The sequence below is a fragment of the Rhizobium sp. LARHSG275 genome, assembly GCF_052871115.1.
Genome location: NZ_JBIXJN010000027.1, coordinates 17,963 through 32,460, shown reverse-complemented (window position 1 = coordinate 32,460; position 14,498 = coordinate 17,963). Strand labels below are relative to the sequence as shown.

At 63.1% G+C, this 14,498-nt stretch carries 10 protein-coding genes; 7 read left to right on the top strand and 3 right to left on the bottom strand.

Annotation, left to right across the window (positions count from 1 at the left end; translation table 11 throughout):
* Positions 1 to 50 precede the first annotated feature (50 nt).
* Positions 51 to 3,362, top strand: coding sequence for an oligosaccharide flippase family protein (locus tag ACIPSK_RS28690; RefSeq protein ID WP_162115056.1), 3,312 nt, complete (start codon positions 51 to 53; stop codon positions 3,360 to 3,362).
* 73 nt (positions 3,363 to 3,435) lie between these two features.
* On the opposite strand, the gene ACIPSK_RS28685 is transcribed toward ACIPSK_RS28690, so the two are convergent.
* The 3 genes from ACIPSK_RS28685 to ACIPSK_RS28675 form a co-directional block, all read right to left on the bottom strand.
* Entirely contained in the window at positions 3,436 to 4,614 is a 1,179-nt protein-coding gene (locus tag ACIPSK_RS28685; protein ID WP_162115057.1) for a glycosyltransferase family 4 protein, read from the bottom strand.
* Positions 4,615 to 4,863: 249 nt separating this feature from the next.
* A complete protein-coding gene (locus ACIPSK_RS28680; protein WP_026154354.1) occupies positions 4,864 to 5,100 on the bottom strand; it encodes an Lrp/AsnC ligand binding domain-containing protein in 237 nt (78 codons plus the stop codon).
* Between the two features lie 68 nt (positions 5,101 to 5,168).
* Positions 5,169 to 6,077, bottom strand: coding sequence for a LysR family transcriptional regulator (locus ACIPSK_RS28675; RefSeq protein ID WP_017966139.1), 909 nt, complete (start codon positions 6,075 to 6,077; stop codon positions 5,169 to 5,171).
* 84 nt (positions 6,078 to 6,161) lie between these two features.
* Here ACIPSK_RS28675 and hglS point away from each other — a divergent pair, with 84 nt between their 5' ends.
* From hglS to ACIPSK_RS28645, 6 genes are all read left to right on the top strand, one after another.
* Positions 6,162 to 7,592, top strand: coding sequence for a 2-oxoadipate dioxygenase/decarboxylase HglS (gene hglS / locus ACIPSK_RS28670; RefSeq protein WP_162115058.1), 1,431 nt, complete (start codon positions 6,162 to 6,164; stop codon positions 7,590 to 7,592).
* A gap of 68 nt (positions 7,593 to 7,660) precedes the next feature.
* Positions 7,661 to 8,944 (top strand): NAD(P)/FAD-dependent oxidoreductase, encoded by a 1,284-nt coding sequence (locus ACIPSK_RS28665; protein ID WP_162115059.1) that lies wholly within the window; start codon positions 7,661 to 7,663, stop codon positions 8,942 to 8,944.
* A gap of 25 nt (positions 8,945 to 8,969) precedes the next feature.
* Complete coding sequence (amaB, locus tag ACIPSK_RS28660) at positions 8,970 to 10,508, top strand: L-piperidine-6-carboxylate dehydrogenase (RefSeq protein ID WP_162115060.1); 1,539 nt, start codon at positions 8,970 to 8,972, stop codon at positions 10,506 to 10,508.
* Positions 10,509 to 10,708: 200 nt separating this feature from the next.
* Positions 10,709 to 11,725, top strand: coding sequence for an iron ABC transporter substrate-binding protein (locus tag ACIPSK_RS28655; protein ID WP_162115061.1), 1,017 nt, complete (start codon positions 10,709 to 10,711; stop codon positions 11,723 to 11,725).
* A gap of 63 nt (positions 11,726 to 11,788) precedes the next feature.
* Positions 11,789 to 13,456, top strand: a complete 1,668-nt coding sequence (locus ACIPSK_RS28650) for an ABC transporter permease (RefSeq protein ID WP_162115062.1) — start codon at positions 11,789 to 11,791, stop codon at positions 13,454 to 13,456.
* Positions 13,453 to 14,490, top strand: coding sequence for an ABC transporter ATP-binding protein (locus ACIPSK_RS28645; RefSeq protein WP_162115063.1), 1,038 nt, complete (start codon positions 13,453 to 13,455; stop codon positions 14,488 to 14,490). The genes ACIPSK_RS28650 and ACIPSK_RS28645 overlap by 4 nt, the downstream gene beginning before the upstream one ends.
* Positions 14,491 to 14,498: the final 8 nt, after the last annotated feature.

The following is a 14,498-nucleotide window of genomic DNA, read 5'->3' as shown; positions in this document are numbered from 1 at the left end:
GCGATCCGAAGATCGCGACCCGCTTTAGGCCGATCCTGACGGATGGACAGATGTCGAAGGGTATTATCGCAAACTCGGTGATGAACGCGGCGGCAGGCATGCTGCTGCTTCTGACGGGTTTTGTGTCATCGATCATAACCGCGCGGCTGCTCGGGCCGGAAGCCAACGGCATCGTCGCCTTTTCGCTCTGGCTGGTGGTAACCGGCGCCTCGATCGCCGAGCTCGGCTCCAGCATCACGCTGCTGAAGACCTTGCCGCAACTTTCGGCGGAAGGCTTCGACGCGCGCCGCCGGCGGGGTTTTGCCGCCATCCTCGTCAGCTTCATGATGTTCTCGACCGTCGTGCTGCTGGCGCTCTACGCGCTGTTCTTCCTGACCTCAGAAAAGATGCACTGGGCCGACACGGCGCCATCCGTCGCTCTGGTCACGGGCGTGCTGTTTTTCATCCAGGCGATCGGTTCCTTCGTCAAATTCTACCTGATCGGCGAAAAGAAGCTGGGCGCCTTCTTTAAGCTGACGGTCGCCGTCTCGATCGTGCAGCTTGCCGGCGTTGCCGTCGGTGCCGTTTTCTATGGCGTCGAAGGCGTTCTCGTCGGTTATGCGCTCGGCCAGCTGGTGCTGTTTTTCGCCACGCTGCCGATCCTTCTTGCGCGGCGCGACTGGTGCGGGGTCTCGCTGAAATATCTCGCCTCCTCCTCCGTCATCCTGTCGATCCAGTTCATCATCGATTCCATCTTCCTCAACCGGCTCGAGTTGCTCTTCCTGCAGCAGTTCTGGTCGGTGGAGATGGTCGGTTATTATGCCGTCGGCTTGTCGATCGCGAATATCGCGCTGCAACTGCCGATCCAGATGACCGGCAGCCTGCTGCCCTATTATTCCGAGCGGCGCCACGGCAGCGACGATTCGACATTGCCGGTCGAGGTCTTCGCCGCCGTCACCCGAAGCATGGCCTATATCGTGCTGCCGATGAGCCTCGGGCTTGCCGCGATCTCCAGCGAACTGGTGCTCGTGGTGTTCGGCGAAGCGTTCCGCCGCAGCGGGACGGTGGTGGCGCTGCTTGCGCTCGTCGCTCCCGCCTATACCTTCATGCAGATCCTCAGTCTCTACCTGCTGTCGATGGACAGGGCCCGCTCCCGCCTGAACATCAGTGTGATAGGTGGCCTACTGATGGTAGCGGGTTGTTTACTGATCGTACCTAGGCTTGCAGCCGAGGGTGCTGCAATCGTGCGCATCCTCGTATTCGTTGCGATGTCGATGATGATGATCAGGCAGACAGGATTCGGATCCCAGCTTTCGGGTCTCTACGCAAGCTTGACGAAGGTGACGCTCGCCTCCGTCCTCTGTGCTTGCGGAGCGATTTCCGTGCTGGAATTCGTCCAGGGTCCGGCCGGGCTGGTCGGCGCGATCATCGCCGGCGCATTCGCTTATTTCGCAGCACTCCGGGTGCTGCGCGCCGTGCCGGGCGAGGATGTCGAAGTCATGCGCTCAATTCTCGACAAGATGCCGTCCCTGCTGCGGCGACCTGTCGGACATGCGATCAATTTCATCGCGCCGCGGCTTCCCGGCGATCCCGATCGCGCCAAGGTCGCGCCCGGTGAATTCTCGCTGGAACCGGCCGAGGGTGCGGGGCGCAGCGCTGCCCTGCCTGTCGTCTTCGATGGCACGGTCGGGCTGTTCATGCCTCAGAATCCTCTCGCCAGGAAACGTTCGGCCGCCGTGCTCTTCGTCAGCCCTTGGGGTTTCGAGGAGATGTGCAGCCGCAAATTTTTCCGCGTTGCGGCCGAGCGTTTCTCGGATATCGGCGTGGCGAGCCTGCGCTTCGACTATCGCGGCACCGGCGACGCGCTCGATTTCGGGGCGCTGCCGGCAAGGCTGGAAACCTGGGAAAACTCGATCCGTGCGGCCGCCGACAAGCTGAAGTCGCTGAGCGGCTGCGACCGCATCATCCTCATCGCGCAGGGCCTCGGCGCGACGCTTGCCCATCGCGTCGGTTCCTCGATCGAAGGCGTCGACAGCCTCGTCATGTTGGCGCCTGTTCTGAGCGGCCGGGCTTATCTGCGCGAACTCAACATGTGGTCCAAGATCATCGATGCCGATCTCGGCCTTGGCAAGGAGCATGCCCAGACCGCCAAGGTGCAGATTGCCGGGCTCGTCATGCCTGAAGAGATTGCTGCCGAGCTCGGCAAGCTCAACATCGCCTCGCCGCAGGGGCTCGCAGCGTCCCGCTATCTGATCCTCGAACGTCCTGCCAAGGCCGAGGATACCGGCTTTGCCGATGCGCTGAAGGCGCTTGGCGCCGATGTCGAGCAGACGGCCTTCGAAGGCTATGACGAGCTCGCCACCAATCCGCTGTTTGCCAAGACGCCGATGGCTGTCGTCGCGCTGCTGACGACGTGGCTGGAGGCAACGACGACGGAGACATCCGCCGCCCATTCGCCGACGGCGATCGACAACCCGCTGCTTGCCGGCGACGGTTTTGCCGAAACGCCGGTCCGTTTCGGAAGCCATAATCATCTGGTTGGCGTCGTCAGCCGGCCGCTCGGCGAGATCAAGGGCAATGCCGTGCTCTTCCTGTCGACGGCCTATGACCGGCATGCCGGCTGGGGACGGACGACGGTCGATATGGCACGCGAGCTCGCCCGCCAAGGCGTCGTTTCGCTGCGCTTCGATTCCGCTAATGTCGGCGACAGCCCACCTCGGCCGGACGCGCCCGAACAGGTGCTTTATTCGGACACGCAGACCGCGGATGCGGTCGCCGCGCTCGACCTGCTCGAAAGCGTCGTCACCGGCCCCGTCATGGTCGCCGGCCGATGCAGCGGCGGCTATGTCGCCTTCCGCGCCGGCGTCGCCGACGAGCGCTTGAAGGCTGTCGTGTCGATCAATCCGTTCGTCTATTACTGGGATCCTGACATGCCGGTGCGCAGGGAGCATGTCGTCTCCGTTCCCCGCAGCCTCGATGATTACAGCCAGCGCCTGGCGCGGCTCGACACGCTGAAGCGGCTGCTGCGCGGCCAGGTGGATGTCGTCTCGGCATTGCAGAACATCGTCATCGCCGCCGGTCGCCGGCTGTCGCCGTGGATTGCGCCGCTCCTCGAGCTGCTCCCCGACCGGCGCCACATCGCCCGCGAGGTTCGGCACTCCTTCGCGCTGTTCGGCAAACGCAAGGTGCCGCTGACGCTGATCTACAGCGAGGGCGATGTCGGGCTCGACCACGTCTATTTCCACTTCGGGCCGCGCGGCGCCAGGCTTTCCCGCTATCCGAACGTGCGGCTGCTGATGCTGCCGGATGCCGACCATAATCTAACGCCGCCGCAATCGCGCAAATTCGTGCTCGACGAGATCATCCGTCTGGCGAGAGCGTAACCGGGGATTTTACAGTGCCGCGCCTCTTTTCACACACGCGCAACGCTGTAGCTTATGCGGCAGGAAGACAGGATCAGATGCTTTTCGCGACGACGACATCAAGCGATCTGTAGAGATCGATGTAACGTCCGGCGACGATATCCCAGGAATAGCTGCGGGCGGCGTCGAGAAGCTCAGCTCGAACGGTCTCCGGTTGGCGCGAAAGAGTTTCATGCGCTGTTTCGAACGCCGTGGCGGCGGTCTCAGGATTGGTGAAATCGACAAGCATGAGAACGGGATGCCGGGCAGCAAGCGTCGTAAAGGCATCGTTGGCGTTCAGCACCGGCAGGAGGCCGGCGCTCATCGCCTCCAGCGCCACCAGGCCGAAACCTTCATATTCCGAGGCGGAAGCGAAAATCGAGGCTTCTGCGATGACGCGCCGGATGGTGTCGTTCTCGGGCGACACATGCAGGGTGACGCGGCCGGAAAGAAGACGGCTTTCGATTGCCCCTTCGACATCCGCCCGGTTCAGGTCGGATTCGGCGCCGATGATGTCGAGATGCCATTCCGGGTCACGGGTCTTCAGCATGGCTATCGCATCGAGCAGGTGGTCCAGCCGCTTGTTCACCGAGAACCGGCCGATCGTGACGATGCGGCGCTTTGCCCGGCGCGAAGCGGTGTCGGCGAACTTGCCGATATCGGCGCCGTTTTCGATCAGGAGGCTGTCAGGCACGATCTCGGAAAACTGCTTGAGGTCGGAGGCGCTGCAGCAGACGACGCGGCGGTAGGCCATCGCCGAAGCCCGGGTCAGCGTCTGGAACCAGATCTTCTTGATCGTCGCGTATTTCCGCGTGTGGAAGAAGCCGCCATGAGTGGTGACGATCATCGGCTTGCCGTGCAGCAGCCGGCCCCAGGCAAGTGCGTCGAAGAAGAAATCGATGGCATGGACATGCACGAGATCGGCATCGGCGAGATGGCGGAAGACCTGCGGTGCCAGCGGATAGCGGCTGGTGCCGGACCAGGGGATGCGCACCACCTCGATACCGTCGATATCTTCGCGAAGCGGCAGCTTGTCCTCTGGCGTCGTAAAGAGCGAATCCAGCGTGACGACGCGCACGCGATAACCGCGGCGCACTGTCTGGCGGGCGAGATTGGCGACCACGTCTTCCAGGCCGCCGCGGTTGGGCAGGAACTGGCGCACGACATGAACGATCAGCGGAGCCGTTTCCACCTGCGGCACCGCGCGCGCCCTATCTGCCTCGACGATCGACATTTTCCACCTATCGCTGCACCTGCCGGCCTGCGCTGACGCGGGCCCGTGATAGCAACGACCAGACATGCCCGGCGTTAAGGCGCGGTTTAGGCGACCGCTTGCGAGGGCCAATCTTCGCGAAAAGGGTTAACCGTGTCTGACGGGAATTCAGAGTGTTTCCGTTTTTCTCGAGTCACGGAAACGCTCTATCTCTTTTGTTTTCACGCAATTCCGGACGCAAAACCGCTGCGCACTTTTGCTGGAATTGCTCTAGAATGCCTTGAAGGTCAGCGTCGTCAGCGAGCGGACGATGCCGGGAATATTGGCGATGTTCTCGTTGATGAATTTGCCGATATCCTGGCCTTCCTCGATATAGACCTTCAGCAGCAGATCGTAGTCGCCGCTTGTGGAATAGAGCTCCGAGACCAGTTCGGTCTGGTAGATGGCGTCGGCGACCTCATAGGTCTTGCCGGGTGCGCATTGGAGCTGGACGAAGATCGGCTTCATGGAGATTTCCTGCAAAGTTGTTTGGCTGATATAATGGTCGAAAGCGCCATGCCGATGCAAGCCGTTCGTCACGCAGCCGGGTCGGCGGCCGCTTCCGCGACGATCCAGTCGCGAAAGGCGGCAAGTGGCGCATAGTCGGCGCGCTCGGGTGGAAAGGCGAGATAATAGCGCTCGCGACTTTCCATCTCACGATCGACAGCGGCGACGAGATCGCCGCGCCTGATCTCCTCCTGCATCAGGAATGTCGGCAGCAGGGCGACGCCGAGGCCGGCGATTGCCGCCTGCGCGGCGGTGGCGAACTGGTCGAAGAGCATGCCGTGCACGTTTTCGAAGGAAACGCCATTGCCGGCGAACCATTGCTCCCAGGCGTCAGGACGCGTCGTCAGGTGCAGAAGCGGAACGGCGAGCAGATCTTCTGGTTCTGAGATCGCGTATCGCTTCAGAAAATCCGGACTGCAGGCCGGCACCGTGCGCTCCGACATCAGAAGCGCGAGTTCGGCGCCTGGCCAGTGCGGGTGGCCGAAATGGATGGCGGCGTCGATCGAATCGAGGCGGAAATCGAAGGGCGAAAGCCGGGTCACCAGATTGATGGTCACGCCGGCATTGGCGGCGAGAAAGCGCCCCAGGCGCGGCGCCAGCCAGCGCGTGCCGAAGGTCGGTAGGATGGCGAGGTTAAGCGTGCCGCCATGGGGATTGGCGCGCAGGTTGAGCGAAGCGCTCGATATGCGCCGCAGCGCCTCGCGAATCTCGCGGGCATATCCGTCACCGGCAAGCGTCAGCCGCATGGTCTGGCGTTCGCGCAGGAAGAGCTCGACGCCGAGCTGCTCCTCCAGCGCGCTTACCTGGCGGCTGACGGCGCTCTGCGTCAGATCGAGTTCGCGCGCCGCTGCCGTCACGCTGCCGGTGCGGGCAACCGCCTCGAAGGCGGCGAGATGCGAAATCGATGGCAGAAAGCGTCTGGACGTCAGCATGGTCATTCCGTTTCAGAATGGGCTATTTCCGAAATAGCGATATTTGCGCCTTTGTCGCGCGTGTAAAGAGGTTCATCCTGCAAAAACGGAATGATCCGGAGTTTCCCAATGCCGCAAAGCTTCGTTTCCCCAGACCGCATCCGATCGCTTTTCACCGAGGCGATGTCGCAGATGTACCGGGCGGAGGTGCCGCAATACGGCACGCTGATCGAACTGGTGGCGGATGTGAATGCCAGCTGCCTCGAAAGGGATCCCGACCTGCGCGCGCGCCTGGCCCGCGCCGGCGAGCTGGAGCGTATCGAGGTCGAGCGTCACGGCGCTATCCGGCTCGGTACGGCAGATGAGCTCTTCACCATTCGCCGGCTGTTTGCGGTCATGGGCATGCAGCCGGTCGGCTATTACGATCTTTCGGTCGCCGGCGTGCCGGTTCATTCCACCAGCTTCCGGCCGATCGACGAGGCCGCGCTCAATGTCAATCCATTCCGCGTCTTCACCTCGTTGCTGCGACTGGAACTAATCGAGGACGAAGGGTTGCGCGGCGAGGCCGAAGCCATCCTGGCCAAACGGCGGATCTACACACCGCGCGCCATCGCGCTGATCGAGCGCCACGAGCACATGGGCGGCCTGAGCGAGGCGGAAGCGACGGAATTCGTCGCCGAGGCGCTGGAAACCTTCCGCTGGCATGGCGAAGCGACGGTCAGCGCCGAAACCTACAAGCGCCTGCATGATGCCCATCGGCTGATCGCCGACGTCGTCAGCTTCAGGGGACCGCACATCAACCATCTGACGCCGCGCACGCTCGATATCGATGCGGTCCAGGCCCTCATGCCGGAACGCGGCATCACGCCGAAGGCTGTCATCGAAGGGCCGCCGCGCCGTCATTGCGATATCCTGCTGCGGCAGACGAGTTTCAAGGCGCTGGAGGAAACGATCGCCTTTTCCGATGATGACGATGCGATACAAGGGACGCATACCGCCCGCTTCGGCGAGATCGAACAGCGCGGCGTGGCGTTGACGGCGAAGGGCCGGGCGCTCTACGACCAGCTGCTCGCCTCGGTTCGCGGCGAGGTGCAGGTGGGCGCCGGCGGCGCCAAGGCCGGCGCCTACGATCACGAACTCGCCGCGCGTTTCAAGGCGCTGCCGGACAGCTGGGACGAGCTGCGCAGGGCGGATCTGGCCTTCTTCCGCTATTCCGCGACGCCTGCGGGCATTGCCGCTGCGGTCGGCAGCAGGCTGCCCAGCGATCCGGAGGCGCTGATCGCCGGAGGTTACCTTGCCTTCACCCCGATCGTCTACGAAGACTTCCTGCCCGTCAGCGCGGCCGGCATCTTCCAGTCGAACCTCGGTACCGACCAGCAGCAGAACTATGCGGCTCGCTCGAACCGCGACGCCTTCGAGGCAGCACTCGGCGCTACCGTCCAGGACGAGCTGGCGCTCTACGCCGAACGCCAGGCGGCATCGCTGGATTCGGCGCTGGAGGCGCTCGGCCTTGCGGACTTGCCGTTGAAGACCGTTGCGTGAAATGGCAGGTTCAACACTTTCTTTTATACATTAGAGTATCCGCGATTTCGCTCTGATCGGACTGAGCCATGCTGAATGATCCGCGTTCCCACGGCCTCTGGGAAAAGACAGCGCCCGAAGCGCCGACGACCTCGCCTCTCGAAGGCACGGTATCGGCCGATGTCGTCATCGTCGGCGGCGGTTACACCGGCCTCTCTTCCGCCCTGCATCTCGCCGAAGCCGGGTCGAAGGTGGTGCTGCTGGAGGCCAAGGAAATCGGCTTCGGCGGCGCGGGGCGTAATGTCGGACTGATCAATGCCGGCATGTGGGTGATGCCGAACGATCTGCCCGGCGTGCTCGGCCCGGTGCATGGCGAACGTCTGCTCGATCTGCTCGGCAATGCGCCGAAGCTGGTCATGGAGCTGATCGACAAACATCAGATTGCCTGCGAACTCGAACGGAACGGCACGCTGCATTGCGCGGTCGGCGCGGACGGGCCGAAGGAGATCGAGGATCGGGCGGCGCAATGGTCCGCCCGCGGCGCCGCCGTGACGCTGCTCGATGCGGCGGAAACGGCCAAACGCATCGGCAGCGATGCCTATACCGGTTCGCTGCTCGACAAACGCGCCGGAACGCTGCAGCCGCTTGCCTATGCGCGCGGCCTTGCCCATGCCGCCGTCAAATCAGGCGTCACCATTCATACATCCAGCCCGGTCGTTGCAACGGAGCGTAACGGCAGCCGCTGGACCGTGAAGACATCAAGCGGCGAAGTCAGCGCCGAGTGGATCATCGTCGCGACGGATGCCTACAGCACCGGTCCATGGGAGCAGGTGCGCAGCGAACAGGTGCATCTGCCCTATTTCAATTTCGCCACTGTGCCGCTCGGCCACAATCTGCGCCAGTCGATCCTGCCCGGGCGGGAAGGCGCATGGGATACCAAGGAAATCCTCTCCTCCTTCCGCATGGATCAGGCCGGCCGTCTCGTTTTCGGCAGTGTCGGGGCGCTGCGCAATACCGGACTGGCCGTACACAAGGGTTGGGCCAAACGCGCATTGAAGCGGCTCTTCCCTGTGATCGGCGACGTCGAATTCGAGTGTGAATGGTATGGCCATATCGGCATGACCGACAATGCGCTGCCGCGCTTCCACAAATTCGCACCTGGTGTCGTCGGCTTTTCGGGCTACAATGGCCGTGGCATTGCCCCCGGTACGGTCTTCGGCCGTACGCTGGCGGAGCATATCCTCGGCCGGCTTCCGGAAGCCGATCTGCCGCTGCCGCTGACTTCGCCCACCGAGCCAAGCTTCCGTACACTCAAGGAAATATGGTACGAAGCCGGCGCTCAGGTCGCCCATTTCGCCGATGCACGCTTCTGAGAATAATAAGATTGGAAACACGACAATGACCATCGCCGTCCTCGATCTCGCCACCGAAACCGCCAAACTGCTTGCCGAACTCGGCGTCGATGCCGGCCGCTACCACGGCGGCACGCTTTCCGTCACCTCGCCGGTCACCGGCAAGGAAATCGGCAAACTCAGGGAACATTCCGTTTCCGAGACGAAGGCGGCGATCGAAGCGGCGCACCAGGCGTTCCTCGAATGGCGTGCCGTGCCGGCGCCGAAGCGCGGCGAACTGGTCCGCCTGCTGGGCGAGGAACTGCGCGCCTCCAAGGCGGCGCTCGGCCGTCTCGTTTCGATCGAGGTTGGCAAGATCACTTCGGAAGGTCTGGGCGAAGTGCAGGAGATGATTGACATCTGCGATTTCGCCGTCGGCCTTTCCCGTCAGCTCTACGGCCTGACGATCGCCACGGAGCGCTCCGAGCACCGGATGATGGAAAGCTGGCATCCGCTCGGCGTGATCGGCATCATCTCCGCCTTCAACTTCCCGGTTGCGGTCTGGTCGTGGAATGCGGCGCTTGCGATGGTCTGCGGCAATTCCACCGTCTGGAAGCCCTCGGAAAAGACGCCGTTGACGGCGCTTGCCGTTCAGGCGCTGTTCGAAAAGGCGCTGAAGCGTTTCGTCGCCGAGGGCGGTAGCGCACCGGCCAATCTGTCGACGCTGATCATCGGCGGCCGCGAGGTCGGCGAAGTGCTGGTCGATCATCCGAAGGTCCCGCTGGTTTCCGCCACCGGCTCGACGGCTATGGGCCGCGCCGTCGGTCCGCGCCTGTCTCAGCGTTTTGCCCGAGCGATTCTCGAACTCGGCGGCAACAATGCGGCGATCGTCTGTCCGTCGGCCGATCTCGACCTGACGCTGCGCGGCGTCGCCTTCTCCGCCATGGGCACGGCCGGCCAGCGCTGCACGACGCTGCGCCGTCTCTTCGTGCATGACAGCGTCTACGACCAGCTGGTGCCGCGCCTGCAGAAGGCCTATGGCTCCGTCACCATCGGCAATCCGCTCGAAAGCGGTACGCTTGTGGGACCGCTGATCGACGGCCAGGCTTTCGAGAAGATGCAGGCAGCGCTTGGCGAGGCGAAATCGGCCGGCGGCACGGTGACCGGCGGCGAACGCGTCGACAATGGCTCGGCTGAGGCCTTCTACGTTCGCCCGGCGCTTGTCGAAATGCCGGATCAGACCGGCCCGGTCGAGCACGAGACCTTCGCGCCGATCCTTTATGTGATGAAATACAGCGACTTCGACGAGGTGCTGGCATTGCACAATGCCGTGCCGCAGGGGCTGTCGTCGTCGATCTTCACCAACGACATGCGCGAAGCCGAAACCTTCGTCTCCGCCCGCGGCTCGGATTGCGGCATCGCCAACGTTAATCTTGGGCCATCGGGTGCCGAGATCGGCGGCGCCTTCGGCGGCGAGAAGGAGACCGGCGGCGGCCGCGAATCCGGCTCGGATGCCTGGAAAGCCTATATGCGCCGCTCCACCAACACGATCAACTATGGCCGGACGCTGCCGCTGGCCCAAGGCGTCAAGTTCGACGTCGAATAAGCCACTGAAACAGAGGCGGCGCTCGGGGAGCGTCGCCTTTGTGGCCAAATCGAAATCTATTCCCTCGTAATATGAAATATTCAGTCAAGATATTGTGATGGCTTTTCCGGCCAAGCCAAACTTGAAATCGGCAGTCAGGAAAAATATACGCCTCTCATCGCCCTTGGGAGCTCGGGCGCGCCATTGCCACGGAGGCCATCATGAACATTGCTCTTAATCGTTTTTCCCTTGCGCTTGTCGCTTCTCTTTTCGCCGCCACCGCGCTCGCCGGCAGTGCCCATGCGCAGGACGAAGGTCTCGTTGTTTACAATGCCCAGCACGAAAGCCTCGGCCGCGAATGGATCGACGCCTTCACCAAGGAGACCGGCATCAAGGTCACCATGCGTCAGGGCGGCGACATGCAATTCGCCAACCAGATCATCCAGGAAAGCGACGCCTCTCCGGCTGATGTATTCCTGACCGAGAATTCGCCGGCGATGACGCTGGTCGATGGCGCGGGCCTGTTTGCCCCCATCGAAAAGGAAACGCTGGATCAGGTTCCGGATCAGTATCGCCCGGCTGACGGCATGTGGACGGGCATTGCCGCCCGCACCACGGTTTTTGCTTATGACAAGACGAAGCTCACCGAAGACAAGCTGCCGAAGTCGATGCTAGACCTAGCAGATCCCGCCTGGAAGGGCCGCTGGGGTGCGTCCCCTGCCGGTGCCGACTTCCAGGCCATCGTCGCCGCCCTGCTGCAGCTCAAGGGCGAGCAGTCGACAGCCGCCTGGCTGAAGGCTTTCAAGGAAAACGCTACGCCCTACAAGGGCAACAGCGTCGCCATGAAGGCCGTCAACGCTGGCGAAGTCGAAGGCGCGATCATCTACCACTATTATTGGTTCGGCGATCAGGCCAAAACAGGCGAGAACAGCAAGAATGTCGGCCTGCATTACTTCAAGAACCAGGATCCGGGCGCTTTCGTCAGCGTTTCGGGCGGCGGCATCCTCAAGTCCACGCAGCACATGAAAGAAGCTCAGGCTTTCCTGAAGTTCCTCACCAGCAAGGCTGGCCAGGCAGTCCTCAAGGATGGCGATTCCTATGAATATGCCATCGGCAAGGATGCGCCCTCCAATGACAAGCTCACCCCGCTTGCCGATCTCAACGCCCCGAAAGTCGAAGCTTCGACCCTCGACAGCAAGAAGGTCGTCGAACTGATGACGGCCGCCGGCTTGATCTAACCTTTCTGCCGCAGGCGTCTTCCGGCCAAAACTATTGCATTTGGCTCAAGAAAACCTTAGGGCATGACGAAATCCGGCAATCGCCCTTCAAGGGCGGTTGCCTTCCTTTTTCAGCGTGTAAAGGCATCGGCCTTGCTGCAGGACAATAGATTGCTCGCATCCGGCAACCAGGCGCCGGTCGCGCCGAGGGCCACGCGCATGGTTTTGCCGCGCGGACGCATGCCGCACGCTTCGGTGATCCTGCTTGCAACCGTCGTTGCGATCTTCAGCCTCGTGCCGCTCGGCTTCATCGGCTGGGTCACCTACGATGTCGGCTTTGAAACGGTGAAGGCTCTGATCTTCCGGCCACGCGTGGGCGAACTTCTCGTCAATACGGTTCTCCTCGAATCGATCACCATTCCGCTGTCGATCGCGCTTGCCGTGACGCTTGCCTGGCTGACAGAACGGACGAACATTCCTTTCGCGCGGCTCTGGGCCTGGCTGGCGATTGCTCCGCTCGCCGTGCCTGCCTTCGTGCACAGCTATGCCTGGGTCAGCCTCGTTCCCGGCATGCGCGGCCTGCAGAGTGGCGTCTTCGTCTCGGTTATCGCCTATTATCCGTTCCTTTACCTGCCGGTCGCCGCAGCACTGCGCCGTCTCGATCCGGCCATCGAGGATGCCGCGGCCTCGCTTGGCCTTAATCCCTGGCGCGTCTTCTTCCGCGCCGTGCTGCCGCAGTTGAGGCTCGCCATCTGCGGTGGTTCGCTGCTGATCGCGCTGCATCTGCTTTCGGAGTACGGGCTGTTCGTCATGATCCGGTTCGACACGTTCGCGACTGCGATCGTCGACCAGTTCCAGTCGTCCTACAACAGCCCGGCCTCCAACATGCTCGGCGGCGTGCTCGTCGCCTGCTGCCTTTTTCTGCTCGGCTTCGAGCTGCTGGTGCGCGGCAACGAACGTTATGCCCGCGTCGGCACCGGCTCGCCACGCCCGGCGGACCGTCGCCGGCTGGGCTGGTTCGTGGTGCCGGCCGTGTTGCTGCCCGTCATCCTGGCGGCGCTAACGCTCGGCGTGCCGCTGGTGACGCTTGGCCGCTGGCTCTATCTCGGTGGCACCGATATCTGGCGCATCGAAGTCGGCAACGCCTTCCTGCAGACGATTGTACTTGCCGCTATCGGCGGCGCGCTGGCGACGACTGCCGCAGCACCGATGGCCTGGCTTTCAGTGCGTGCGCCCGGACGCCTCCAGCGTGTGCTCGAAGCCTGCCATTATTATGTCGGCTCGCTGCCGGGCGTCGTCGTGGCGCTGGCGCTGGTGACGATCACCGTGCGTCTCGTGCTGCCGCTCTATCAGACCTTCGCAACGCTGCTCGTCGCCTATGTGATGCTTTTCCTGCCGCGCGCCATGGTCGGGCTGCGCGCCAGCATCGCCCAGGCGCCGGTGGAGCTGGAGCGCGCCGCGATGGGCCTCGGCCGCACGCCCGGCCAGGCGGTGCGGCAGATTACCATGCGGCTTGCAGCACCCGGAGCGGCCGCCAGCGTCGCGCTGGCCGCACTCGGCATCACCAATGAACTTACGGCAACACTGATGCTGTCGCCCAACGGCGTCGATACGCTGGCGACGAAATTCTGGTCGCTGACCAGCGAGATCGACTATGTCTCGGCCGCCCCCTATGCCTTCATGATGGTCGTGCTGTCGCTGCCGCTCACCCTGATGCTCTATACCCAATCGAAACGGACTGCCGGCCAATGACGCTGCTCACGATCGAGAACATCAGCAAGCGCTATGGCCCCGTCCAGGCGTTGAAAGATATTTCGCTCGAGGTCTCGGCGGGCAGCCGCACCGCCGTCGTCGGCCCGTCCGGTTCGGGCAAGACGACGCTGCTGCGCATCATTGCCGGCTTCGAACAACCGGATGTCGGCAGGGTGACGTTGGATGGCGAGGTGCTTGCCGACGGCCCGGCGACAATACCGGCGCACAAGCGCGGCATCGGCATCGTCTCGCAGGACGGTGCGCTGTTTCCGCACTTAAGCGTTGCCGAGAATATCGGCTTCGGCTTCGAGCGAGGTGCCGCCGATCGCGAAAAACGCGTGCTCGAGCTGCTCGACATGGTCGAGCTCGACCGCGGCATGCTGGCGCGGCGCCCGCATCAGCTTTCCGGCGGCCAGCAACAGCGTGTGGCGCTCGCCCGCGCGCTCGGCCGCAAACCGCGGCTGATGCTGCTCGACGAACCTTTCTCGGCACTCGATACCGGCCTGCGCGAGAATATGCGCAAGGCGGTTGCGCGCGTGCTGCAGGCGGCCGGCATCACCGCCATTCTCGTCACCCATGATCAGGAAGAGGCGCTGACCTTTGCCGATCAGGTGGCGGTGCTCAGGGAAGGACGGCTGATCCAGGCCGGGTCGCCGCAATCATTGTATCTGCATCCGCGCGATCGCGAGACGGCGCTGTTTCTCGGCGACGCCGTGCTGCTTCCCGCCATCATCCGAAATGGCCTTGCCGACTGCGCCCTCGGCCATGTCGCCGTCGAGGGCAGCCGTCAAGGCAAGGCAGAGATCATGCTGCGGCCCGAGCAGATTCGCGTCGTTGCCGATGAAGGCGATCGCAAATACGGCGGACGTGTCGTCGAGGTGGAATTCGGCGGCGCCGTCTGCACCGTCGCCGTTTCGCTCGACGGCGTTGCGCTGCCGCCGATCCTGATCAAGACCTCGAGCGTCGCCCTTCCGGCGCGAGGCGATCTCGTTCGCCTCGACATCGCCGGCAAGGCGCATGTCTTCGAGAGCTGAGTTAGGGC